The following is a 24,088-nucleotide window of genomic DNA, read 5'->3' on the forward strand; positions in this document are numbered from 1 at the left end:
CGGGTCTCCCGCGGGTCGCTCCAGAGACATGCCCTTCCAGCGTGGCTGGTTGGCCGTTCCCGAGACCGCCCTTCAGGTCCGTTCCTGACCAGCCAAAACCCCTGGCCATCGACCAACCAGTGGTGACAGGATCCGCGGCATGACCTATGGAATCGAGTCCTGCCCCACCCGATGAGCGCCCAGGCAGGCGGTGGAGTCCCCGCCCCTCGGCCCTCCCTGTACGCATACGCGCTGCGCCTGTACCAGTCGGAGCCCGACGGTCGACTGCCTCACGGTGGCCGCCTCTTGCCTGACCCGCCGCAAAGGCACGAAGTACGGGGTTGGCGCGAGGCCGAAGCAGGTGTGCGGGAGGCCGTCGCTCCCCTGCTGTCCGATCCGGACACGGTCCGCGCCACCGACGAGATCCACCGCAGGCTGCACACGTTGGGCATTCAGGATCGTCATGTCCAGGCCGCGATGGCCGAGCTACCCCTGGAAGACACGGCGGCAGCCCGTGCGCTCGGCCGCCATCTGACACGCACCGGCACCAGCGCACTGACCGTGAACGTCGGCATCGCACTCCTGGCTCGCCTCGGTGAGCCGGAGGACGTGTCCCACCTCAAGGTTCTCGGCCTGCTGAGGGTTCTCACCCGTCCCGTGGTCGGCGCGCTCACCGCCCTCGACTGCCCGACAGCAGCCCTGGTATGGCTGGCCAACCACGCCGAGAGCCGTGCACTGCGCCACCTGATCGACGCGATCGCCGCACGCGATGACCACGAGGCCCGCACCTGGCTGCTCAACGCCCCTCTCGACTCAGGTGCTGTCGGACCTTCCACCGCCCGCAGGATTGCCAAGGCCGTCCAACTCGCCGACATTCTCAGCGAGGAGCAGATCGACAACCAGGTCGTGGCCCAGGCCGGACGTCTCCTCTCCCGGATGACGGGACTCCGCGACTACCAGCCCGAGATCCTCAACTACCCACAGGCCACCACCACTTACAGTGCGTTCGTCGCACGCGCCGCCCAACTGCCCCCGACGCTGGACCACTACGCCGTCCTGCTGTCCGTCGCCCTGGACCTGCACAGTGGCCCCAGCGTGCTCCTCGACTGGCAGCCGGGACAGCGGGAAGCCCTCCTGCGCGCCCTCGAAGCCATCCTGAGCAACCCGTCCTGGACAGCCGTCGCGGAGAGCGAGCCCGAAGAGCCCGCCGAACGCCGCCGGGTCCATTGGATACGGCGTACGGCACGGCAGCCTTTCGATCACGTGACGGTCTCCCGGTTCCGGGTGGAGGCCACCGTGCGGGACCCGGCAGACCCGGACATGGTCGAGGCACGGCTGTTGATCGACGGCCGGCCCCTGGTACCCGAAGCATTCGGCAAGGGTTCGGCCAACTCCCCCGAGTACCTTCTCGACAGCGGTCGCCTGCGGGCCGCAACCGAGCCCCGAGAGGTGCAGCTCGCCGAGGCGTACTGCACCGAGGGCTGCTGCGGCGCGCTCCACGTGACCATCCACAGGGAAGGTGACCAGGTGGTGTGGCGTGACTGGCGTCGCCCGCCGGCGCGGCAACCCCGCGCGGAACTCCCCGAGTACCGTTTCGATGCGCGCGACTACGACGCCGAGATCGAGCGCGCGGAGAACGACCGGTCCTGGTCCTGGCCGGCTCGAAACACCGCCCGCCTGATAGCCGCGGGGCTACGCGGACAACCCGATCTCCTCACCCGATGGGACGGCCAAGTCGGCTGGATCGGCACCGACTTCCACGACCAGGACTCGGCCATGGTCTCCTTCACGTACTGGCCGGGCCTTGCCGCCGGGCAGCAGGACAAGGACGGCCCCTGGTTGCAGTTCATCTGGCGTCTCCCCGACGACGGCACACCTCCCGAGAAGCAGGCTTCCACGGCACTGCGGCAACTGGCCGAGCGGGACCCGAAGGCCTACGCACAGGTCAGGGGAGGCAGCCGCTCGCACGCCGAGGCACTCGGCTTCCCATGGCCCGAACCAGGAGACTCGGACGAGAGCGCCTGACCCGACCCGTCCGGCCTGCGACACGCTCCCCTCTGCAGGAGAAGCGGCACGTCTCCGGGCGCGTCGCAGGCGCTCGGATGCCATGGACCCTGGCGGTACATCTCCGGCCAATCCGTGCGGAGTCGGCGCCATCAGCCCGTACGGCGTATCGGGGTGCCAGGGCTGACGGACAGGGGACTGACGCCAATGGCCTGGGCGAGTCCGGGGGTCGTGCCCGGCTGAGTGTGGCCTCGGTACATGTTTGACGGTTCGTCATCATGCGCTGCTTGACGTACTGGTACGCGTCTCAGGAGATGCTTGACCGCTGCCGGCCGTCCTCGCGTTCGGAGACAACGCGGAGCATGCCGACCGGGCCAGTGCCCCCGCGTCGTTCGACGGCGATCTCTCACCTTCGTGGAGGTGCGGACGTAGATGTCCTCGATGATGACCGTGCCCAGCGTGCCGCCGTTCCGTTTGCCGAGCTTCAGACGTTGCCCTACGACGCGTTCGGCCGCACGCTGACCACCCCCGACGCCGCCCTCGCCTCCTCCACGAACGACCTCGGCAAGTGGCAGCGTGACACTCCAACTGCCCGACTTGCACGGAGACATCGGCGTCACCCTGAGCGTCAGCTCGACCACCGCCACCGGCCGTTTCCTCCAGACCTACGACTACTGCAACGTCGACCCGGTCAACTGCACCGACCTCAACGGCCAGTGCCCCTCGTTCTGGAAGCACCCAGGCATGGACCACAACTTCAGCCGGGGCACGGCGATGCAGAAATTCATCGCTGGCCCGTCGTCGGCGGGCTGATGGGCTTGGGAGCCAGGCAACTGTTGCGGGGGACACGCGGCACCGCCCCGGTGCACCGGATTCAGGGGAGACCCACCTCACTCGGAGAGCTTCTGGCCGGCAGACTGGAAAGGCTGACCGGCCACACCTTCAAGATGGCGTCCCTCTTCGGGTTGTTTGCCCTGCAGTACGTCCTCGACGCGACGTTCACCGGCTACAGCTGGTCAGATGTCGGCCAGCACCTCGCCTTCATGGCGGTGTTCCTGCTGATCGCCTCGGCCATCGTGCGGCTGAGGGGACGACGGCGGCGATGGAGCGGGAACCGGCGGGGAGAGCGAGGAAGGTGCACGGGTTCTCGCCGTCCCGCCCCGCCTTCGCGATCCAGGTCCAGGACGCGGAGAAAGGCACACCAGGCACAGAGCTGAACGGCTCCGGCACAGGGGGTGCGTAATTGTGGGCAGGTCGACGTCCCGGGCTCTCGCCCAGGGCGTCCCCTCGATCCGGAACACCTCTCCACAACTCTCGTTCGGTTTCCCTGGAGCGAATGCGGGAGGGGCGAAGCACGGGTGACCGGCTTGAACGCCTTCCGGTTGGGGCTCTGTACGGTCTTCCGGTCCGGCCCCGGACAGACCCCGACGTGACAGCACCTCTCGGAGGTCTGATCGGCGGTGGCGAGCGTTCGGGGCGAGTCAGGGGCCCGGCTTCGGCGTCATGCCGCCTTCGGCGTCGACGGCGTTCAGGATGCGGCCCGCGATGGTCCGCAACTGGCGCGCCTGGGCGACGGTGAGTGAATCGAAGACGAGTCGGTTGACGGCCTCGGCATGTCCCGGCACCGCTTCGACGAGGACGTCTCTGCCTTTGCCGGTCAGCACGGCCAGGGTGTAGCGGCCATCGGCCGGGTCCGGTGTGCGTGTCACCCAGTCACGGCGCTCCAGTCGCGTGACAGCGCGCGACAGTCGCGACAGCGAGCCGTTGGCATAGATCGCCAGCTCGCTCATCCGAAGTGTCCCCTCGTCGGCTTCCGACAGCGCGGCGAGGATGCCGTACTCGAAGTGGCTCAGGCCGGAGTCGCGTTGCAGTTGGTTGTCGAGTGCCGTTGGCAGCTGGATCAGCAGGCGGGCGAGGGCGAACCAGGTCTCGCGGTTGTTCTCGTCGAGCCGGCGCGGCTCGGGACCAGGCTCGGGATCGGGTGGAGTCATGAGCCCATGTTACGTGACCGGGAAAGTCATATCTCGCCTGGGTCACTTGACCAATCAAGCGACATGAATCTACGGTTGACTTGCTCAGTCAAGCGATGGTCGACCTTCCAGTGCTGGTGAATCCCCTGATTACGGATGCTCAAGGCGCTTGGTGGATCACGTGTTGACGCTCCCGTAAGGGGAGGGCCGAGAGTCGTGACACCGGTTGGACAACGTCGAAGTCAGATGTGAGGAGCTACCGTGCGCCAGCCCACCCGCCGTGCCGTCGTCCTGGGAGGAGCGGGGGCGATCGCCACCGCCACGACCCTGGCCGGCCCGACGCCCGCCCTCGCCTCGATCCCGAGCGCGCCGCCCGTCCCCCTCCCGGATCCACCGCAGGACGTCACACACGCGACGCCTCTGCTCGTACGCCGGGTCAACAACCTGTTCCGCGACAAGACCGCCCGCGACGTCGGCCGCTTCATGTCGTACTTCTCCCGGAATCCGCTGCACTACACGGACGCCACCCTGGGCTGGTACGTACCGAACTGGACGGCCCTGCGGGCGACCTTCGCGCAGTACATGCCGACGTGGCCCGACACCGCACGCTCCTACGCCACCCGCATCATCGGAGACGAGAACAGCGCGATCGTCGAGTTCACCGACTCGCCGGAGCTTTTCGGCCACGAGATCCGGGCGATCGCCGCCGTCGACTTCCACAACGGCCTCGTCGTGCGCGAGGTCGACTACTGGGACGGACGTCACTTCGGCATCGCCGCCGTCGACGCGCTACGCACCTCCGACCCTCAATTCCCGACGGCCTACGGCGAGGAACACCTCGCCGAACGCTCCTCGCCGGCCCTGCGTCGGACACTCGGCCGCCTCCGCGCCGCCCTCGCCGCCGGCGACACCGCCGGGCTGTTCGCCGAGGACGCCGTCTTCGAGGACCTCGCGCTGCACACCGAGTTCGTCGGCGCCCCGGCCGTCGACGCCTACGTCAGCCGGGCCCACACCCGTCTGCCCTACGGCGTCGGCACCACTGTGCGCCGCACCCTCGGCAGCGGCCGGGGAGGCGGCTACGAGTGGATCGGCAACGGATTCGCCGGCAGCCACGGGATCATCGCGGTCGAACTCGACGCGGCCGACCGCATCACCCGGTTCACCGCCACCTGGGACGCGTCCCGACTCGACGACGCCGCCATGGCCACCCTGCTCGCGGACACCCTCGAACACTGACCGCATGGGTGGACCGAGGACTTCGGCCCTCCCATGGTCGAGCTCACGTCTTGACCCTCCTGTAACGGGAGAGCCGAGAGTCGTGACACCGGTTGGAGGACCCCTGGAAGGAGATTCCGCGATGAGCGCCTTGTTCGTCCACAAGGCCGCAGCGGGTGCGGCGAGTTCGACGATCGCCTCGGGCCACGTGGCGTTCGCCGCTGCGGACCGGGCGGGCGTGGCCGTCGTGGTGGGCGACGTGCGCCCTCGGACGGCCCGCCGGGACGGGAGGAAGGACTGATGGCCGCTTTGCTGAGCATCGGGGAGTTCTCCCGGCTGACCCATGTCAGTGTCAAAGCCCTGCGCCACTACCACGACCTGGACCTGCTGTGTCCTGTGCGGATCGACCCGGGCAGCGGCTATCGGTTCTATGCGACGGCCCAGGGCCCCACGGCTCAGCTCATCCGGCGCTTCCGAGATCTGGGCATGCCGCTGGAGCAGGTCCGGGTCGTGCTGAACACGACCGATCCGACGGTGCGCGACGAGGTGATCGCCGACCACCTGCGAAGCATGGAACGCCAACTGGAGCAGACCCAGTCTGTGGTGGCTTCGCTGCGTCAACTCCTCGAAGGCGGTGGATCATCCTCACCGGACGTGGCCTTCCATACCCTGACCAGTACCCCGGCCTTGCTCGTCAGCGCGCGGGTGGCCTGGGACGAGGCCTTCGAGTGGCTGCCCGACACGCTCGCCGGCCTGCGCCGGGAAATCGGCTCGGACGCCGGTCTTCGTGGTGGTCCGGACGGCGCGCTCTACAGCGCGGAGTTCTTCGAATCACACGTCGGCGAGGTCACCGCGTTCATTCCACTCGACGCGTCCGCCGGTCGCGTCGGGGGCCGGTTGCCCGAGGGCCCGGTGGCGGTGGCGGTGCATCGCGGCTCGCTGAGCGAACTCGACCGGACCTACACCGTGCTGGGCGGCTTCGTAGCCGAACAAGGCCTGGGTTCACGCACGCGCACGGCGATCCGGGAGAACTACCTGGTGAGCCGGTTCGACACGGACAACGAGCACGGTCTGGTCACTGAGGTGTGCTGGCCGGTGCTCTCCATGAGACGAGAAGAGGAATCATGACGATCAGCCTGCACGCGGTGACCTTCGACTGCGCGGACGCCGCCGTACTCGGCGGGTTCTGGGCCCAGGCGCTCGGTCAGGAGCTGGATCCGGGCGCGAGCAAGGAGTTCGCCTCCATCGGGTTGCACCGCTCCGGCCGGTCCGAGCCGCGCTGGTGCTTCGTTCAGGTCCCTGAGGACAAGTCGGCGAAGAACCGGATGCACCCCGACCTGATCACCGCGGACCTCGAGGTGGAAGTCGAGCGGCTGGTCGGCCTCGGTGCGACCTGGAAAGCGGATCTCAAGCCGGGCGGCATGCGCTGGACCACCCTCCTCGATCCGGAAGGCAACGAATTCGACGTGATCTCCGAGACCGCGTAACAACGCACGACCGCGGGTTGAGAAATGACCCGCTTCGGCGGCCGGCGGTCTGCCGGGTGTCCAGATGACTGGTGTGCACAGGCGCGCGGAAGAGACGGTGGCCTGAATCCGGCCCGTCCTGTTCTCCGTTGGTGAACCCGAACCCGGATACAGCGAGCGAAACAGAACGCCGTGCCGTATCGCCCGATCAAGCAGCCCACTTACACCCGCCCGCGCCTACGTTCCTGTTCGCGAGGACGGGACACGGCCCTGCCCTCGCCGACGCGCCGGAGCCGTACACCGAACGCGGTCGTCCATGAGTGAACCCATCGAAAGGAAGCAATCATGACCGTCTCTGTACCTGCCCCTGTCCGTGTGAGTTTCGCGGCTCTGAACATCGACTGCACCGATTCCGACGCCCTGGCGGGCTTCTGGGGCAAGGCTCTCGGCCGCCCGGTCAGCCCGGGCAAGGTCGCCGGGGACACAGCAGTCGACGCCGCCGGCCACGAGAGCGGCCCGCGGATGATTTTCCACACCGCCTCCGAGGTCAACCCGGCCAACAACAGGTTCCGTCCCATCCTGGTCACCGAGCACTACGACGAGGAGATCGAGCGGTTGACCGACCTGGGCGCCAAACCGGTCAACGAGGTCAATCTCCCGGAGCTCCGCTGGACCACGCTCGCCGACCCGGAGGGCAACGAGTTCGATCTGGTCACGTGGCGGCCCGCGTAGTCGCCGAGTCCGAGCAACCAGGTCCGCCACTCGCTCGTTCCTGACGGCTCTCGGTGGGCTCGGTGAAATCGTGGGTCGCCGGGCAGGAGGCGTCCCTGGTGCGGCGACCCACGATTTCACGGACACGGCGGCGGAAGATCGAACCGCTCCTGCCCAGCAACGGCAGGCGGGCAGTCGGGCAGTCGGGCAGTCGGGCAGTCGGGCAGGCAGGGGACTGACGCCCATGGCCCGGGCGCGTCCAGGGGCATGTCCGGCTGTATAAAACTGCCGATCATCGTTGGCACCTGGACACCTGGGTCTCTGATCACCGCGGAGATCCACGTGCCGAAGTCCAACCCCACCCCGCCGCCTGACCGTGAGGCCGAGCGGCGCCCGGCGGTCATACACCACGTCGAAGAGATCACCGGGAACGTCGCGATGTCCTGCCGGTACTTCGGGATCAGCCGGCAGGCGTACTACACCTGGTACCAGCCGCTACCGGGCCGACGGAATCGAGGGCCTGCGCACCGGTTCCAAGGCACCCGAGCACAGCCCCAACGCGACACACGGCAGGTGGTCGGGAAGATCGCCGACCGGCGTCCCAGCGCTACAAGCACCGCGACCGCCGATGGAAGCGCTACGAAAGCAACTGCCCGGCCACCGCGTCCAGATCGACGTCAAGTTCATCAAGCCCCCCGCCTCAATGCCCCAGGGCCGACGCGGCGGGCGCAACAAGTACTTCCAGTTCACCGCCATCGACAACTGCACCGGCCCGCGCGTACTGCGGATCTGTCCGACGCTGAACCAGGCCACCGCGATCCAGTTCCTCAACTACGTCATCCAGCGCCCGCCGTTCCAGGTCGACGTCATCCAGACCGACAACTACGCCGAGTTCCAATCGGCCTTCCACTGGCACGCCCTCGACAAGGGCATCGCCCACACCTGCATCAAGCCCCGCACCCCCGCATCGACGGCAAGGTCGAACGCTCTCACCGCTACGCGGCCGGCCGAGAGCCGGTGCACACGCTTGGCCACCACTTGGCCACCACGCGGAACCCGACAGACCTGCGCTGACCGGCAGCACGGAACAAAAAAGCCAGGCCACAGCCCTGCGAACCGAAACGCCTACTGGCAGTCGCCCCCAGACCTACGTATGGCGATGCACACAAAACCCCAGGTCAGAAGCCTGACCTGGGGTTTCCCTTGGAGCCGCCTTCGGGATTCGAACCCGAGACCTACGCATTGCGAGACCGTGAGCGATCGTGTTGCCGAGTGCCACGCCATGCTATTCAGTAACGTTCGCTGATCAGAGCATGTACGGCCGGTTGTCCTGTGCTTCCTCGTATCACGTCGTCCAAAGGCGTCCGGCCACCGAACGACCACCGCGAGCGCCACGGCCACGAGCACTATCGCCTTCACGTGCCGGCCACACCGGTTGTGGCAGCCCCACAAGTCTCGGGGGATTTACGCCCCGCCGCTCGGCCTGCAAAACCTGGAGCGGCATCGGCGGGAGTTCACCGGACGTCGACGTAGACGGTGATCCGGGCGCTCTCCAGGTACCGGCTTCCGGTCTGGCGATTGAAGGCGCCGGTTCAGGGTGCCGTCCTGCTTCGCGGTCACCGTGTCCGCTGATTCTTGCGGACCGGACCGAGGAAGGCGTAGAGGCCGGTGATGCGAGTGGCGTAGTGGTAGAGGTGAACGGGCTCGGTGGTGCTGGTCGCCAGGTCAGGGTTGCCGTCGTAGCGCGCCAAAAACCGTGCCAGCCACTCCACCACCGCTTGCCGGTCCGCGGGTTGATACCGACGATCCAGCTGGTCGCTCGATCTCTGTAGCCCTGCTGCGTGAGCTGAGGGGTACGCCTCCCGCTCACGCAGCAGACACCCAGCGCCCCCAGGACCCCAGTTCTCCCGGATCTGGTGACGTGCATGGGTTCCCGTGGTTGTGCGGGATTGTTGCCTCAGCGTCATCTACTGCCATCTAGAGATCTTTAACGGTGCGGGTTACGTCTGGTCGTGACGGTTGGCGTCGGCTGCCCTATGCCGGAGGGGTGAGGTATCCCGATGGCGGTGGGCTGACGGCCGAGGAGCAGGACCGGCGTGAGCAAGTCCGGCTCGCGGCAGCTGACTTGATCGACGCGGGGGCCAGTGACCGGGAGGTGGCGCGGCGGTTCCGGGTGACTCGGATGTCGGCGAACCGCTGGCGCCGGGCCCTGGCCTCGGGCGGCCGCCAGGCGCTGGTCTCCAAGGGGCCCTGTGGCGCTCGCTGCAAGCTCAGCGCGGGTCAACTGCATGCTCTGGAGGCGGTGTTGGAGGCCGGTCCGGCCGCGTGCGGATGGAGTGACCAGTGCTGGACGCCGGCCCGCATCGGCGAAGTCGTGCGCCGCCGGTTCGGGGTCGAGTACACCCTGGCCGGGCTGGATCTGCTGCTGCACCGCATCGGCTGGAGCGTGCAGATCCCGAGCCGCAAAGCCACCGAGCGGGACGAGTCGAAGATCGCCGCCTGGAAGGACGAGCAGTGGCCCGTCATAAAAAGAGGGCGGCGGACCTGGGCGCCTGGCTCTGCTTCGAGGACGAGGCAGGTCAGGGCCTGAGGCCGCCGAAAGGCCGTACCTGGGGCCGCCGTGGCCACACACCCGTCGTGAAGGTCACCGCCCAGGGCGCCAAACGCGTCTCGATGGCCGCCCTGATCTGCATCAGGGCCGGACACCGGCCACGGCTGATCTACCGCGTCCACCTCGACCGCGGCCCCGCGAAGGGCCGGCGCAAGGGCTTCACCGAGACCGACTACGCCCGCCTTCTGGATGGCGCGCACCAGCAGCTCGGCGGCCCCGTCGTCCTGGTGTGGGACAGCCTGAACACACACGTCAGCCGCACCATGCGGGAGCCGATCGCCGCGCGACTATGGCTGACTGTCTACCAACTGCCGCCGTTCGCGCCGAAGTTCAACCCGGTCGAGGGCGTGTGGTCGCACCTGAAGAGATCGCTGGCCAACCTCAGCAAACACAGCCTCGACCAGCTCACCGCGCTGGTCAGGACCCGGCTGAAACGGATGCAGTACCGGCCTCACCTCATCGAGGGGCTCATCGCCAAGACCGGACTCGACTTCCAATCGCCGTAACACCAGCCATTGAAGATCTCTAGCGGCAAACAGCCCCTGTAGGTTTCGCCCTCAGGGGCGGCATTTTTACGCCTGGATACGTAGTGGATCAGAAGCCTAAATTGACTCTCCCCCCACTCCACTAAATCCGATGAGGCCGTTCATCTTCGCCATTTCAAGAATCTCAGAGAGATAATCCAGTTGGCGAACCGAAAGAGTCAGAAGGACGTACTTCCCTGCATGATCCGGTTCCTCTTCAAGGTCGAACCGCGACGGCTCCAGAACGTCGACCAAATCCGGCCACCTAGTCAGCAAATCCTCCCGGAACCGCAATACGTCAGAACTTACGGCAAGGTCACCTGTGTCACCTTCAGCGAGGTTTTCGAAGATTTCCTCCGGGCCCCCGGCGCCGCGCTTCCAGAAACCGAAGTCGCTACTCAATTTCCATCCTCTCAGATTAGGGGTTGCAGATTGGACACTCCGTATCGTGACGGACGACCGAGGTTCTAAATCGGCACAAAACTACCTTCGATACCCTCTACCGGTTCGCCACACACTGGGCCTGTGCGTGCACGGCAACCAGGGGCTACTTGTCCAGGTCCACCCTCGCGGACAGATGACTTCATCCTTCACATTCTGTCGAACCCCGGCCTACCTCCTGCCGCACAGTGCAACCCGCCCTGGGCAGCCATCCTGGAGGGTGCCGGGGGAAGACGCAGATCACTGCGGCCGGCGCCCACCGGATCATCCGGATCTGCGAACGCCGGGGTAAAGGCGACGAACCACCAGCCTGCGCCGCCCTCGTCCGCTGACGTTGCCGTCAACCACCAGATCAGCCCCGCCGAGCACATCTCGGCGGGGCTGATCTTTGCCACTGCATGGCCCTTCTCATGGGGCGGCCGGGTCGAATAGCGAATCGCATGCGGTCCATGAGTGCCAACGTTATGGAACCCGATACTTGAGACCCGTCAGAAAGAACCGAAGAACCGGTCCCACCAGCTCGGCTCCCCAGAACCATGGAAACGCAGGTGAGTGGATCCGTCATAGCGACTTTCAAGAAGTTCTTCCGGGATCGTGACGCACCCCGATTCAGCAAGAACTTGCTCTACCTTCTCAAGGTCATTCGCGTCGAGCTCGCCTTCAGCGCGCGCTTCATCCGTACCCAAGAAGGCGCCAGGGTTATCGGCCGCCACCATCGCTAGTGGCTTGAACTTGCTCACCAGGATAACGATCCTCGTCCCGCAAACTGTGGCTTCCCCCGGCACTTCTATTCGTCCGTACTGAGCGGAGTCCTGGATGTCTCGGTCGATTTCACAACGCGTCGAGAAGCGAGAACCAACCTGCGCAGCCAGACGGCTGAATGAAGCTGCAGCATCGGCTGCGTTATAGCCAGCCGGCACTTCTGGCCATTCTGGATCATCCAGACGATGCAACATTTCCATCAGATTCGCATCTCTCTCCATGATCCTCCAATCATCGAAGATGCTACACCTGGATCGATTGAGCTCTTGCCTCACTGCGGGAACGCCGTGAGCACCTTTCCAGTGAGAGGTTCGTAACGCACCAGAATTCTCACCCCTCCCACGGTCCCGATCACATTCTGAACCGCAGGTTCGCCCCTCCTCGTCTTCAAGGTTCTCTCGGCGTGCACAGCAGATCCCTTGTACCAGGTCCTTTGGCTATTTGGACTCGTCACCACGTCAACAACAGCATCCAGGATCTGGTTATCAGACCACCCCTCCGGGAAAGCGTCCTTATTCCCCGCCCCTGGGTACCTGTGACCAGCAAGAATGTGATCCGACGTCTTGTCACCGATCAGCGCCCGCCCAATTCCACAGCCGCTGTTGTGAACGAGTACCGGACTCTGCCCTGCCAGCACATAGTACGTGTGGAGTTGCTGGACAGTGAGGTTCCAGCGGTTGGCACTGCCGGGCGTGGGGCGGGTGGCGATGACGTAGGAGTGGTGATCGGTGGCCGTGTTGAGAGCGTCGCCCTTATGGAGTTCGCCAGCCGATACCCAGGTGTGGAGGGTGTCGTCCCAGAAGGGATGGTTGGCAGTGGTGTGGAGGGTGGCGGTGTGGCCGTCCTCAGTGCGGATCGTGAGGTCGAGCAGGTCGTTGTCGTGGTTGATCCACACGTGCTGGACCGTGCGTGCGCCTTCGTATTTGCCGGTCTCGGGGTCTGCGGCCTGGACCCGGTCGCCCGTCTTGATCTTGCCTATGGGTTTGGTCTTCCCCCCGTCCATGAGCACTGGCGTCTCCGGAGAGAAACTGCAGGTTGCTGCTGCTGCTTCCGCCCAGGCTCCTTCACCAGCAGCCAAGGCCATGACGAATTCGTTGCCTCCCACCTGCTGCGTCCGTTCCCAGACTCGGGCGTCACTCTCGCATTGAGCTGCATGGGAAAGGCAGTAGGTGGCAGCGATCTTCTTTGCCCCGGCCACATCGTCGTGGTGATGGAGGTAATAGTCGTACGCGTGGTTGCAGGCAAGACGGCCGAAGCACGCCGTTTCCTGCTTACCGAAGACATTGGTCTGAGGGAACCAATACCCGCCTATCGTGCTGTTGAGTTTGTTGCTTCCGAACTGGTAGTACGAGCTCCCCAAGCTTGTTGCATCGTTTGACGAAGGCGTTGTCGCGCTGATCCAGCTGCCATTGCCCGTGACACTCCCCTGACTGTCCGAGGAGGCGGTTCCGCTGTTTCCCTTGGAATCATCGTCAGGCTTGGTTTTGTTCATGCTGGTGATGTTGTCCAAGGAGCAACTGCTGTCCGGGCCGCAGCTTTCGAGCCCCGTGGGGTCGGAGAGGGTGACGGGGCTGTTGTCGGCGTAGGTGTAGCCGTTGAGGGACTGGGCGTCGCCGGTGTCGAGGACGGGGTCGACGCTGAGGAAGCGGCCGATGGCGGAGTCGTATTCGCGGGCGCCGATGTAGGTGAGGCCGCTAGTGGCGTCGGTGGTCTTGTCGAGGAAGGTCTTGTCGTCGGCCCAGACGCCGGTGCCGCCGGAGCGCGCGGCTCCGAAGGGGGTCAGGTAGCGCTTGGTGACCGCCTGGGTGGTGGCGTCGAGGCCGACTGTGGACGTGCCGTGCGGGTCTCCGGAGAGGTAGGAGAGGGTCTGGGTGCCGCTCTTGTTGGTGCGCAGGGCGATGGTGGCGCTTCCGGTGCCGTAGTAGCGCTGGGCCCAGTACTTGGCCGTCGAGGTCGAGGTGTCCAGGTGGACCTCGGTGGTCCCCAGGTAGAGGACGGTCTCTCCGCTGGTGTTGCGGCGGATGAGGAGGTTGCCGTCTGCGTCGTAGACGTGGCTGGTCGTGCTCTTGGTGGTGCCGGTGCTGGACTTCTCGGTGATCGTGTCGAGGTCCCCGGTGGCGTTCCAGGTCAGCGCCTGGGTGTCGGTGCCGTTGGGACGGGCGGTCGTGTCACCGATCTTGTCGTAGCCGTAGGTGGCACTCACACCGGTGCAGGAAGTGGCACTGGTCGTCGCGGTGAGCTGATGCGGGGTAGTAGAGCTGTAGCAGTAGGTGCGGGAGGAGTCTCCGGTGCCGGTGTGTGCGGTCTCCGTGGTGCGCAGGCCACTGCTGGTGTAGCCGTAGGAGGTCCAGTAGGGGGAGGCGCCGCCGAGGTTGGTGGCGGTACGGCCGGTGGTGGCGCAGGAGGCGGTGGACGGGGTCCAGGCGTCGGTGAGGCGCTGGTAGCCGTCGTAGGTGAAGCACTGGTAGTCGGTCGCGCCGGTGCCGGAGAGGTTCGCGGTGTCGAAGGTCGAAGTGACATCGCCGGCGTCGTCGTAGGTGAAGTTCAGGTCCTGGACGCTGCGGGTGGCGTCGGTGGTGAGGCTGCGGGTGAGCCGGTCGGTGCCTTCCTCGTAGGTGTTGGTGATGTACGCCTTCTTGGCCGTCAGTGCCTCAGAGGTGCCCAGGGTGTACTGGTTGACCTGGCCGAGCGCGTTGTAGTCGGCGGCCAGCAGGTAGCCGGTGGCGCCCCCGACGTCGGTGACCTGTCCGAGGTCGTTGTACTCGTAGTCCACGGTCTCGCTGCTGAGACCGCCGGCCGCGGGCTCGGTGTAGTACTGCTGAGTGCCGTCGATGTTGTAGTACGAGGTGCTGGCCAGGGTCGACGAGGCGATCGCGCCCGAGGTGACGAGTGGGTCGCTGGCGGGCAGGGTCAGCTGGTTGCCGGTGGCGTGGTAGAGGTTGTCGTAGGCGGTGACCTTGTGAGTGTAGGCATTGCCGGTGGTGCCGCCGACGTAGCTGATGGAGTCGTCCAACTGGCCCTTGGCGAGGGTGTCGTAGTCCCAGTGGGCCAGCTTGTTGGCGTCCGTCTTGGAGGTCTGCCACTGGTCGGTCTTGCGGCCCAGCACGTCGTAGCCGTAGAGCAGTTCGGTGCCGCGGGAGTCGGTGGTGGTGTCCGTCTGGTCCAGGGCCGTGTAGGTGGTGGCCGTGGCGCCCAGGTCCGGGTCGGTCGCCGAGGTCTGCCGGCCGAACAGGTCATACACGTACGACCATTGGGCCCCGTCCGGTCCGGTGACCGTGGAGGGCTTGCCGTCCAGGGTGTTCTTGTACTTGGTGGACGTGTACGCGGCTCCGGTCCCAGCGCCGTAGGCGGCGTCCGCGGGGTCGGAGCCCGCATAGGCCCGCTTCTCGACGGTGTTGCCGAAGATGTCGGTGATGGTGCGGGTCGCCGAGCCGCCGTTCAGCGCGGTCGTCGCGGTGGAGTCACCGGTGTAACTGGTGCTTGTGGTCCACTTCTTGACGCCGTACACGTACAGACTGCTGCTCGTAGCCCGGCCCACGCCGTCGAAGACAGTCTCCGTCTGCTTCGGCGCACCCCCGTATTCGGCTCGTGCGTAGGAACCGCTGGGGAGGTTGGCGGAGTCGAAGACGTCCGCGTAGGTCTCGTAGGCCAGGCCCCTGCTGTCGTAGCGCGTGTCGGTGAGCAGGCGCCCCCCGTCGGGGGTCGGGTACTGCGTCTGCAAGGTGCGCAGGAGGGAGTCGTAGATCGTGTACGCGGTGGTGTAGGTGGTCCCGTCGGCCTTCAGGGTCGAGGTCGACGTCCAGGAGGGGGCGTCGTTGGTGACGCTGTAGGCGTAGGTGTAGTTCGGGGTCTGGTTCGCGGAGTGGGAGCGGTTGGTCAGCCAGGTCGCGGTCTTGCGGCCCAGGGCGTCGTAGCTGGCCTCGGTGATCTTGTTGTTGACGTCGTAGACCTTGGTGGCCAGGCCCAAGGCGAAGTCGGTGTAGGTGTAGGTGGACTGCGCCTTGGCGTTGGTGACCTTGGTCTTCGTCAACGGGCCCGAGTCTGCGGGCGTGTAGGCGGTCGTGGTGGTGTTGCCGTTCACATCGGTGGCGGACAGCATGCGGCCCAGGCCGGCCGTGCCGCTGCTGTCGTCGTAGGTCGTGGTGGCGACTGTCTGCCACGTGGACGGGTATCGCTCTCCGCCGGTGACCGCGGCCGGATAGGCGGCGGCCCGTCCGGTCCACGTCGCCTCACCGAGGGTGGGGGTCTGGGTGGCGGACCAGGCGGTGGTTGAGGCGTTGTCGTACGCCGTCGCCGAGTCGGAGAGGACGTCCCCGCGGGAGGTGGCGGAGGTCGGCAGGCTCAGGCTGGTCTCGGTGACGGAGCAGTCCTGGCCCACGACGCGGGTACGCGAGACGAGGTTGGTCAGGCCGATGCCGGCGTTGCGGGCGTACCAGGTGCGGGTGCAGGTGTTGTCGCCGCTGACGCCGGTCTGGCCGGTGTCGTTGACCTGGGTGGCCATGCCGTAGTCGTCGTAGGTGGTGCTGGTGGTGCGGGTGCGCCAGGTCGCGGACGCGGTGAGGTAGGTGGAGGTGGAGCTCTGGCCGGTGCGTATGTAGTACGCCTTGATGGCGGCGTACGACTTCTGCTGGCTGGCGGTCTGCGAGGACCAGGGGGTGTCGACCGTCACCGCGGTGGGAGTGGACCCGTTGTAGGTGATCTGTTCGCGGAGGAAGCCGGCGTCCTGGTCGCTGTCGGTGACGTCGGTGACGTCCAGGCCGGAGACGTCCAGGCCGGTGACCGTGGCAGAGGTGGTGGTGCCGTCGGACTGCTTGTCGCCGTCCATGCCGTGCATGTACAGGCTGACCGTCTTGGACTGGGTGGATCCTGCGGCGCCGGTGGTCGTGGTGACCTTGCCGTATCCGCGCCACTGCGACCAGGTCCGCTCGTCGGAGGGGACCAGCGGGTCGTAGTTGTAGTGCCAGGCCGGGTCGGCGTAGCTGTAGGAGTTCTCGACGCCCTCGCCCAAGCCGGTCGGGTCGGTGCTGAGTACGGCCGTGACCCGGTACTTGTGGAACCAGTCGAGCGAGGATTCTTCGGCGCCGTTGATGTGCCAGTACTGGGGATAGCAGCTCAGAGTGTCGTCGTCCTCGGACGAGGGCATGTTCGAGCCGCGTACGCACTCCGGGTCGGAAAGGGTCACCGTGGTGATCGCGCCGGTCTCGGACGTTACGGTGGCGATGCGCGGCATGCTGAGCTTCAGGATGTCGTCGGAGGTGGAGTCCACCCGGTTCGCCCGCAGCTGATAGGTGAGGGTGACCGGGTCCAGCGTGATGGCGGTGCCGTTCTTGCCGGTGTGCTGGATCGAGGAGAGCACCAGGGTCTGGTCGGAGGTGTCGCCGATGTCCTGGCCGTCCAGGAACTTCTGGGTCAGCGCCCAGGAGTCCACCGCGGTGAGCTTCGCGGCCGTGGCCGAGTAGGCGAACGTGTCGATGCTCGTGAGGCGTTTGCGGGTGAAGAACGACGGGCTGTCGGTGTTGCAGTCGTCGTCCCCGCTGGCGCAGATGGTGTCGTACGGCACGTCCGGCCAGTTGTCGGACGTCGAGTCGGTCAGCGAGGAGCAGTCGGAGGCGGTGCACCGCTCGTCGTAGGAGAACGTCACCTCGTCCGAGTCGGTCCCGGTGAACAGGGTGCTCGCCCGCTGCCCGTACAGGATCTTGTTGAGGTAACCGCCGCGCGTGTACTGGGTGTTGGCGGTGGAGGCCCCGTTCTTGGGGTAGTAGTTCGTCTCGGCCGTGTACCAGTACGACATGGCGTTGCCGTGCAGGTCGACGGCGTAGTCGAGGTTCCAGCGCCAGGCCTGGGTGAGGGAGCGGTCGGCGAAGCTGGATCCCTGGTCGTAGCCGGGCTCCCCGGAGTCGTCGCCGAAGACCGGGACGGTCCATACCGAGTTGGTGCGCTGGGTGTCGGCGCCGGGCAGCTTGTTCAGGCCGAAGACGTACTTGGTGCCGTCGCCGGTGATGACGGTCCAGTACTCGCCGTCGTTGTCGCCGTTGTCACCGCCCGTGGAGTGGGTGACGGTGGAGGCGTCGTCGTCCTTGAGGTGCCAGGCCCCGGTGGTGTCGTCCTTGACCAGTTCGGTGGACTTGCCGTTGAGAACGAGGGAGGCGTTGTCGTACTTCCAGCACTCGTCGTGCTTGTCCGTCTGGCCGTCGTCGTCGCAGGAGGCGTACGACCGCTCGACGTAGGACGACGCGCTCAGGTCGAAGCCCTCGCCGAGCTGGGTGGACTGGTTGTTCGTGGAGGCCGTCTTGCCGTCGGTGCTTCCGGAGTCGTAGTCCAGCGAGAGGGAAGGTGCCGGGCCTGCCGCCGCGGGCGGTGTGGACAGCGGGTAGGCCCAGGTGAACGCGCCGGAGGAGCCGCCGGCCTGCCAGGTGGAGGAGGACGACAGGGGCGAGGCCGCGTAGTTGCCCGAACCGGACGCCGACTCACCTGAGGTGGCTGCCAGCGCCAGTACGGTCGCTGATGCCGTCTCGGCCGCGAGCGGGGCCGACCGGACGCTCGACCGGGAGGCCCGCGCGTCGGACGCGCTCACGGCCGGCAGGCCGAGTGGGACCGTGGCGGAGACGGTCTGGCCGCTGACGCTGTTGTGGGAGTCCAGCGGTGTCTGGATTCGGCAGGCGGCCTTCTCCGGAGTCGTCAGTGCGCAGGAGGGCAGGGTGACGAGGCGCAGGCGGCCTGCCCAGTCGCCGCCGTAGGCGGAGGCGAAGGCGCTGTAGTCGATGCTGACGTCGGCGTTGCCGCTGTTGGTCGCGCTCGCGCTCAGCAGTACGCCCTTGACCCCGGCGTCCGTGGCGGCCTTGCGGCCGAGGACCTGGACGTCGACTGTTCCGGAAGCGGCCTTGGTCGCCGTGGAGTGGTGAACGGAGACGGGCAGACCACCGGCGGTCAGCCGGACCGTGCCGGAAGCGGGCAGCGACCCGGCGTCGGTGGCGGCTTTCGGCCAGGTCGCTTTCTGCTCCGCGAGGGCGTCCTGAGCCTGCTTCTTGTTGGCGGCCTTTTCCGCGGCCACCCGCGCCCTGGCCTTCTTCGCCCCCAGGCCGTCGACCGTCTTCACGGTGTCGGAACGCTGCTTCGGCACGGCGGGCACCAACTGCCCGGTGGATGTCGCGGCTTGGGCGGCTATGGGAGTCAGACCGGCCACGGCCAGCGCGAGTGTCACAGCAACTCTGACCACTCGGCGTCTACGGCGTCTCGCACCACTGGCGGCACTCACGACAACAACCCCTCACACGTCAGAAGTCATCAACAGGCATCAGCAAAGGAAGCGCTGGACTTGCTCGGGCGGGGCGGCAGCAGGTGTGCCGCCCCGCCAGGGAGACGGGGAGACGAGGAGGTCAGTCCCCGACCGTCTCGACGATCTGGTCCTGGCCGGCCATGGCACCGGCCCAGACCCTGATGTCGCTGACCGTCGCGGGCAGGTAGTGGCCCCAGGCGGAGTTCACGTACGCCTTGCCGACGGCGAAGTCACCCGTGCCCGGCGTCGCCGTGTAAGCGGTGGTGTCACCGTTCTGCGCGTCGCCCACGTAGAGGCTGACCGTGCCGGACTGGGCGTCGAACACACCCGTCAGGCGCACCGCGCTCCCCAGGTTCGCGACGTCGTCGGAGACCACTCCGGTGAAGCTGCCGTCGGTGTTGAGTCGGCCGAAGTGCCAGAGCCCGACGGGGACGGTGGCGTCTGTCTCGGGGTCGGTGTCGGTGCCCGTCAGCTCGTACCACAGCCCCCAGGCGGAGCCGTCCGCACTGCGCTGGCCGAGGACCTGCCCCATGTAGCCGACCGGTTTCGCCGCGAGCGCGGCGCTGTCCAGCTGCACGGCGGTGGTCGCGGTGAAGGACCCGGTCTCGTCCACCAGCGGCCCCGGTGCGGACGCCGCGTCATCGGTGCCGTCCAGGACGATCCCTGTCCCGTCCAGTGACGCGCCGCCCGAGAGTGTCAGGGAGGTGCCGTAGCCGGAGGTGGTGTCGGGCACGGTGGTCCCCGTCGCCGCCGAAGGGTCCCAGTCAGCCATGAGTTCGGTGGCGGCATACCGGTCCGCGGTCAGCAACCGTGCCTCCGTGGACACCTCCTGCGCGGACAGGGCCCGCTGCCAGACGGTGACCTCGTCGACCTGCCCGTTGAAGTAGTCGGCGAACGTGCCGGCCGTGCTGCCGTTGCCGCGGCCGAACTCCAACGGGCCGGTGTCCGCCTCGGGTTCACCACTCGGTACTGCTTGCGGAGTGCCCTGGGCTTTGCCGTTGACGTAGAGCTGGATCGTGCCCGCCTTCGCGTCGTACACGCCGGCCAGATGCGTCCAGACCTTCACGGGTGGGGAGGCGGTGTCCGCGAGCGAGCGCACGAAGTGCGCGGTGCCGGCCGAGTCGGTCCAGTGCCAGTTGAAGATCCACTTGGCGTAGGAGGTGGAGTAGTAGATCGCGAATCCGGGCTGGGTGCTGCCACTGCCCGTCTGGGAGAGCAGCACGTAGTTGTGGGTCGGGGTGCCGGCCATCCGGGCCCATGCCTCGACCGTGTACGACGACCGGGACTCCACCACAGCACCCGAGGTGGCCGCATAACCCGCCGAACCGTCCACCGTCAGACCCGTATCCGTCACCGGCGTCGCCAGCTCCGCGCCCGTGGCGTCGTGCGTCAGCACACCCCGTCGGCCACGCCCGTCGCGGGAGGCACCGGACGAGGAGAGCGTCGCGTTGTCCTGCTCCGCCGCAACCGTCGTGGACGTGTCGAGTGCGGCACCGCTCGCTTCGTCGAAGTGCCACTGGCCGGTCGGGCCGTCGCCCTCCGCGACCAGGAAGTCCACCGAGTTCTGGGCGCCCCAGCCCAGCGAGTCCTCCGCCCTCACGAAGACGCTGAAGGTGCCCGAGGTCGGCGGGGTGAACGCCGCCGTCGGTTTCGAGGCCGCGATCGGCGACGACCACGCGGCCGAAGAGGTCAGTTTGTACTCGTAGTTGGTGTTGGTGGCCGCGTCCCCGGAGGCGGGGCTGAACGTGAACGTCACGTCCGAACCCGGTCCGCCCGCAGCCGTGCACGAGCTGGTGTCGCACACCGAGTACGGGCTCGACAGGGCGATCCCGGGTGCTTTGGGACGGGTCGGGTCGACCTTGAAGTAGCACCAGGCGTTGCTGGCCGCGTTCGACGGGCCGGCCAGATAGTCGTCTCCGCTGCTGTAGTACGACCGGGTCCAGGACCGGTACCGGTACAACGTCCCCTCGGTCAGGGTCGAGGTCGGGACGCTGCCCGGAGAGACGTTGTCCCCCACATAACCGCTGGTGGGCCGGGCGGTCTCGAAGACGGTCGACCACGTGGCAGTGCTCGCCGTGTACTTGTCCACGCTGTAGACGGCCTTCAACGACGCACCCGACTCACCGCCCGCCGCGGTCTGCGGCGTCGACTGGAGCGCCGGCGTCGGGTCGGACACCACCAGCGGGTCCGACTGGCTTGTCTCGCACGCGACACTGGTCCCGGTGACCAGACCGATCTTCGTGGGCTTGGCCGGAATACCGACGTACTTCACGTCGAGTTCGGCGTTGTCGTCGAACCGCTTCCAGCCGTTCGGATCGGTCTCGTCGTGCGCCTTGAGCATCAGCGTCAGACGGGAGAAGTCGCCGTTGGCGAACTTCGTCACCGTGGACGTGAGGTTCTCGTTCGGCTCAGCCGGGTTGTCGTTGAACTCGATCGGGGCGGCCGGCTGGCTGGGATCGCAGGCGGACCCGCGTCCCGCGGACACGTCCCGGTCCACCATCATGTCCCAGTTCGCCGTCGGACCCGGCCAGTTCGTCGACGAGGAGATGTTGCCCGTCCGGGTCAGGTCCACCCAGGACGGGGTGCAGGACATCGACCACTTCTCCGTGATCGCGAACGTGGCGTCCAGGACGTGCTTCCCCGCCAGCTTCGCCGGCGAGAACTCGAAGTACATGCGGTTCTTGTAGCCGGAACCGCAGTAGTACGCGTAGCCGCCGGTGACATAGGTGCCGCAGTAGCCGACGCCCTTGCCGTCGTCCCCGCCGGAGAAGTTGTAGAAGGTGTCGCCGTCCGAGGACAGCAGGGTCCGCTCGGAGGCCGTCATGCCGACGTCCGGGTCGATGTACTGCGGAAAGACGGCGGAATCATCGGCGAGCATCGAGGCATCCGGGGTCACCTTGATCGTGCTCTGCGCCGCGGTGACCGGAAGACGGGTGGAGGCGTCTCCGTCACTGGGTCCCTCGGTCGGGTCCGGTGTCGTCTCACCGTCGTCACCGAGGCTCGCCGCAGAGGCGCTGTCCTGCGCCGTTGTCGTGAACGAGCTCTGGGAGGCCGAGTGGGCGGAGGCCGCGGGTGAGGTGGATGCAGTGCTGGTGGTGGTGTCGCCCGACGAGTCCCACTGCTGGGCGGCCGGAGCACGGAAGACGACATTCCCGTCGTCGTCGACCGCGGACAGACCGCCGCTTCCACCGTCCTTGAGGGAGAGCCCGTCGGCTCGCACAGGGAACGAGAGTTCCTTCAGCTCCGGGTTCGCGGCAGCCGACGCCGAGGTGACGACGAGCACCTCGCGGTAGCCCTCGGTGGTGGCGGTCATCCGCAGATCCACTCCCGGCAGGACATCCGCATACACCGCCGAGTCCCCGTCCAGCGTCGGCTTCGGCAGCGTGCCCGGCCAACCCACGGTCAACGAACGCCCGTTGAGGGACAGCTTCACCAGGTCGGCACCGTCCCCACCGTCCGAGAAGGAGATCTTGGCGACCGACGCCTTCGGCCCGACCGTGCCGTCCGACCTCGCCTCCAGCGTCGCGTCCGGCTGCGCCCAGGAACCATCGGCCTGGCGCGTCCGCACCGGCACGACAGAGTCCTTCAGCGTGAACGTCACCCCGTCCGGATTCGCGAACGTCGTGGTGTAGGGCGTGCGTTCACCTACGACCTCGACCTGCTCCCCCGTCTCCGCCGCCTTCTCCGCGTCCGCCCGCGCCTCCGGCGTCGGCTGGTCGGTGACCGTGGTGTCGTCCGCGTGTGCTCCGGTCGCCGGCACTGCCAGCGTCGGCAGAGCTGCCATCAACGCGGCCGTCGCGGCCAGCGAGACCACACGTCTACGCGCGCCAACCGCCGAGCGCGCACGCCAAGAAAACCCCATCCCCCACCCCAACCGTTCACGGAGTTCTTACCTCGCCCTTACGGCCGCCTCATCAGAACCGCGCGCATCACGCCTGGTCAATGGCAAATACAGCGAAGAAGCGCAGAATCCAGCCACGCCCACACTCGCCCAAATAGGGCAAATTAAAGCCTCAAGGACAGACCTGCTCCACTCTCCAGAACCACCCACCGCCCCGCACCCAGAACCGGCGAGTCACGTCAGCCAACTGATTAATCACTAGCACAAATTGCAACTCAAGTAATCCAATTACACCTTTCATCCACTTGACTTCTTGCTATTTACTTACGCGAATCATGAGCACGTCGGCGCACTCCACGCACGGACGGAATCCCCGGAAGGGCTCCAACACTTCCATCCCGACCTCTTCCACGTATGCGCGAAATCATGCGATACATCACACTTTCACGTCTGCACACATCCCTAATCGGGAGTGGCCGATATGCGACCTCTGGAAAGTGAAAGAAAAAGCAAAGCAATAACTGACGCACCCACAGGGAATTCACAGCTTTCAGGGTTGCTGCTCCAGAGCGAGGATGCTGCTGCGATTGACGTCATTCGATTCGGGTTGCACCGCGCTCTATAAAAGGCATCTCCGGACTTCAGATGGGCGGCTCCACCCTCGCCAGCGCCCGGTTGACGGTCAGCTGGGTGAGCGACAGCTCGCCTCCCGCAGGCCGTCTGGCTGGCTTGGTCGCCCACACGCCAGCACCAATGCAGACGCGGTCGACCAGGTAGGTCCTTGACGACCTGCACGTTCGCCCCACGCCGACGGTGCTCGGCCCACCCCGGGACTCTGTTGGTGATGTGGGCAGGGTGCTGACCTTCGGACCGGCGGGTGCTTGCCCGGTGGGAGCCAGGCGGTGTCAGCGGCGAGGGGGTCGCGATATTGCTGCAGCCGGAAAGCCATCAGAGGATCCCAGCAAGGACAGTGCTGACAGCCTGGGCGGCGTGCCCGAACGGCACGTCGGCGATGCCGATCAGGGACCAGTTGAACGTGCTGTTCGAGGGCGAGGAGTTCGCTGGTCTATATCCCTTGGACGGCAGACCGGGATCGTTGCCGGGGCAAGTGGTGGCGGTGCTGCCTTCACGGAGAACCTTTCCGGCGGGCGGCAGCAGACGCAGTGGAACCAGGGTCGACTGGAAGTACGCGCTGGGCCTGGAGCTGGACGATCCCGGTTTCGGTACTCGGTGCTGTGCGAGTTCCGGGCCCGGCTCGCCGAGGACGGCGCCGCAGATCGACTGCTGG

Annotated in this window: 15 protein-coding genes; 9 read left to right on the forward strand and 6 right to left on the reverse strand. The window is 66.6% G+C overall.

Features of this window, described 5'->3' with window-relative positions:
- Nucleotides 1-285: 285 nt before the first annotated feature.
- Both OG504_RS24675 and OG504_RS24680 read left to right on the forward strand, forming a co-directional pair.
- On the forward strand, nucleotides 286-2,004 hold the full coding sequence (locus OG504_RS24675) for a hypothetical protein (protein WP_405991761.1): 1,719 nt from the start codon (nucleotides 286-288) through the stop codon (nucleotides 2,002-2,004).
- 555 nt (nucleotides 2,005-2,559) lie between these two features.
- Complete coding sequence (locus OG504_RS24680) at nucleotides 2,560-2,796, forward strand: hypothetical protein (protein WP_405991762.1); 237 nt, start codon at nucleotides 2,560-2,562, stop codon at nucleotides 2,794-2,796.
- A 668-nt stretch (nucleotides 2,797-3,464) separates the two neighbouring features.
- On the opposite strand, the gene OG504_RS24685 is transcribed toward OG504_RS24680, so the two are convergent.
- Nucleotides 3,465-3,974, reverse strand: a complete 510-nt coding sequence (locus tag OG504_RS24685) for a MarR family winged helix-turn-helix transcriptional regulator (RefSeq protein WP_405991763.1) — start codon at nucleotides 3,972-3,974, stop codon at nucleotides 3,465-3,467.
- A gap of 240 nt (nucleotides 3,975-4,214) precedes the next feature.
- Here OG504_RS24685 and OG504_RS24690 point away from each other — a divergent pair, with 240 nt between their 5' ends.
- The 5 genes from OG504_RS24690 (at nucleotide 4,215) to OG504_RS24710 (ending at nucleotide 7,366) form a co-directional block, all read left to right on the forward strand.
- The gene (locus OG504_RS24690) at nucleotides 4,215-5,189 is read left to right on the forward strand and encodes a nuclear transport factor 2 family protein (protein WP_405991764.1); all 975 of its coding nucleotides are present in this window, start codon (nucleotides 4,215-4,217) and stop codon (nucleotides 5,187-5,189) included.
- 121 nt (nucleotides 5,190-5,310) lie between these two features.
- Complete coding sequence (locus OG504_RS24695) at nucleotides 5,311-5,469, forward strand: hypothetical protein (protein WP_405991765.1); 159 nt, start codon at nucleotides 5,311-5,313, stop codon at nucleotides 5,467-5,469.
- Nucleotides 5,469-6,296 (forward strand): MerR family transcriptional regulator, encoded by an 828-nt coding sequence (locus OG504_RS24700; RefSeq protein ID WP_405991766.1) that lies wholly within the window; start codon nucleotides 5,469-5,471, stop codon nucleotides 6,294-6,296. Before OG504_RS24695 ends, OG504_RS24700 begins: the two co-directional genes overlap by 1 nt.
- On the forward strand, nucleotides 6,293-6,655 hold the full coding sequence (locus OG504_RS24705; RefSeq protein ID WP_405991767.1) for a VOC family protein: 363 nt from the start codon (nucleotides 6,293-6,295) through the stop codon (nucleotides 6,653-6,655). Before OG504_RS24700 ends, OG504_RS24705 begins: the two co-directional genes overlap by 4 nt.
- A gap of 324 nt (nucleotides 6,656-6,979) precedes the next feature.
- Entirely contained in the window at nucleotides 6,980-7,366 is a 387-nt protein-coding gene (locus tag OG504_RS24710) for a VOC family protein (RefSeq protein WP_405991768.1), read from the forward strand.
- Nucleotides 7,367-8,961: 1,595 nt separating this feature from the next.
- On the opposite strand, the gene OG504_RS24715 is transcribed toward OG504_RS24710, so the two are convergent.
- Complete coding sequence (locus OG504_RS24715) at nucleotides 8,962-9,120, reverse strand: hypothetical protein (RefSeq protein ID WP_405991769.1); 159 nt, start codon at nucleotides 9,118-9,120, stop codon at nucleotides 8,962-8,964.
- 272 nt (nucleotides 9,121-9,392) lie between these two features.
- Between OG504_RS24715 and OG504_RS24720 the strand changes: the two genes are divergently transcribed.
- Both OG504_RS24720 and OG504_RS24725 read left to right on the forward strand, forming a co-directional pair.
- Nucleotides 9,393-9,935 (forward strand): winged helix-turn-helix domain-containing protein, encoded by a 543-nt coding sequence (locus OG504_RS24720; protein ID WP_405991770.1) that lies wholly within the window; start codon nucleotides 9,393-9,395, stop codon nucleotides 9,933-9,935.
- Nucleotides 9,932-10,462, forward strand: coding sequence for a transposase (locus OG504_RS24725; protein ID WP_405996418.1), 531 nt, complete (start codon nucleotides 9,932-9,934; stop codon nucleotides 10,460-10,462). The genes OG504_RS24720 and OG504_RS24725 overlap by 4 nt, the downstream gene beginning before the upstream one ends.
- Before the next feature lie 96 nt (nucleotides 10,463-10,558).
- On the opposite strand, the gene OG504_RS24730 is transcribed toward OG504_RS24725, so the two are convergent.
- From OG504_RS24730 to OG504_RS24745, 4 genes are all read right to left on the reverse strand, one after another.
- On the reverse strand, nucleotides 10,559-10,882 hold the full coding sequence (locus OG504_RS24730; RefSeq protein ID WP_405991771.1) for a hypothetical protein: 324 nt from the start codon (nucleotides 10,880-10,882) through the stop codon (nucleotides 10,559-10,561).
- Nucleotides 10,883-11,409: 527 nt separating this feature from the next.
- Nucleotides 11,410-11,904 carry a hypothetical protein gene (locus tag OG504_RS24735; protein WP_405991772.1) on the reverse strand — a complete coding sequence of 165 codons (495 nt, stop codon included), beginning with the start codon at nucleotides 11,902-11,904 and terminating at the stop codon, nucleotides 11,410-11,412.
- A 50-nt stretch (nucleotides 11,905-11,954) separates the two neighbouring features.
- Entirely contained in the window at nucleotides 11,955-18,884 is a 6,930-nt protein-coding gene (locus OG504_RS24740; RefSeq protein ID WP_405991773.1) for a polymorphic toxin-type HINT domain-containing protein, read from the reverse strand.
- Between the two features lie 175 nt (nucleotides 18,885-19,059).
- Entirely contained in the window at nucleotides 19,060-22,743 is a 3,684-nt protein-coding gene (locus OG504_RS24745; RefSeq protein WP_405991774.1) for a LamG domain-containing protein, read from the reverse strand.
- Nucleotides 22,744-24,088 lie beyond the last annotated feature (1,345 nt).

Origin of the sequence: Streptomyces sp. NBC_00986 (assembly GCF_045162565.1) — a bacterium.
Classification (GTDB): domain Bacteria; phylum Actinomycetota; class Actinomycetes; order Streptomycetales; family Streptomycetaceae; genus Streptomyces.

Bases quoted from the DNA above. Each gene is read 5' to 3' on its own strand.
- OG504_RS24685 (WP_405991763.1), bottom strand. From the start codon at position 3,974: ATGACTCCACCCGATCCCGAGCCTGGTCCCGAGCCGCGCCGGCTCGAC.
- OG504_RS24695 (WP_405991765.1), top strand. From the start codon at position 5,311: ATGAGCGCCTTGTTCGTCCACAAGGCCGCAGCGGGTGCGGCGAGTTCG.
- OG504_RS24700 (WP_405991766.1), top strand. From the start codon at position 5,469: ATGGCCGCTTTGCTGAGCATCGGGGAGTTCTCCCGGCTGACCCATGTC.
- OG504_RS24705 (WP_405991767.1), top strand. From the start codon at position 6,293: ATGACGATCAGCCTGCACGCGGTGACCTTCGACTGCGCGGACGCCGCC.
- OG504_RS24710 (WP_405991768.1), top strand. From the start codon at position 6,980: ATGACCGTCTCTGTACCTGCCCCTGTCCGTGTGAGTTTCGCGGCTCTG.
- OG504_RS24735 (WP_405991772.1), bottom strand. From the start codon at position 11,904: ATGGAGAGAGATGCGAATCTGATGGAAATGTTGCATCGTCTGGATGAT.
- OG504_RS24745 (WP_405991774.1), bottom strand. From the start codon at position 22,743: ATGGCAGCTCTGCCGACGCTGGCAGTGCCGGCGACCGGAGCACACGCG.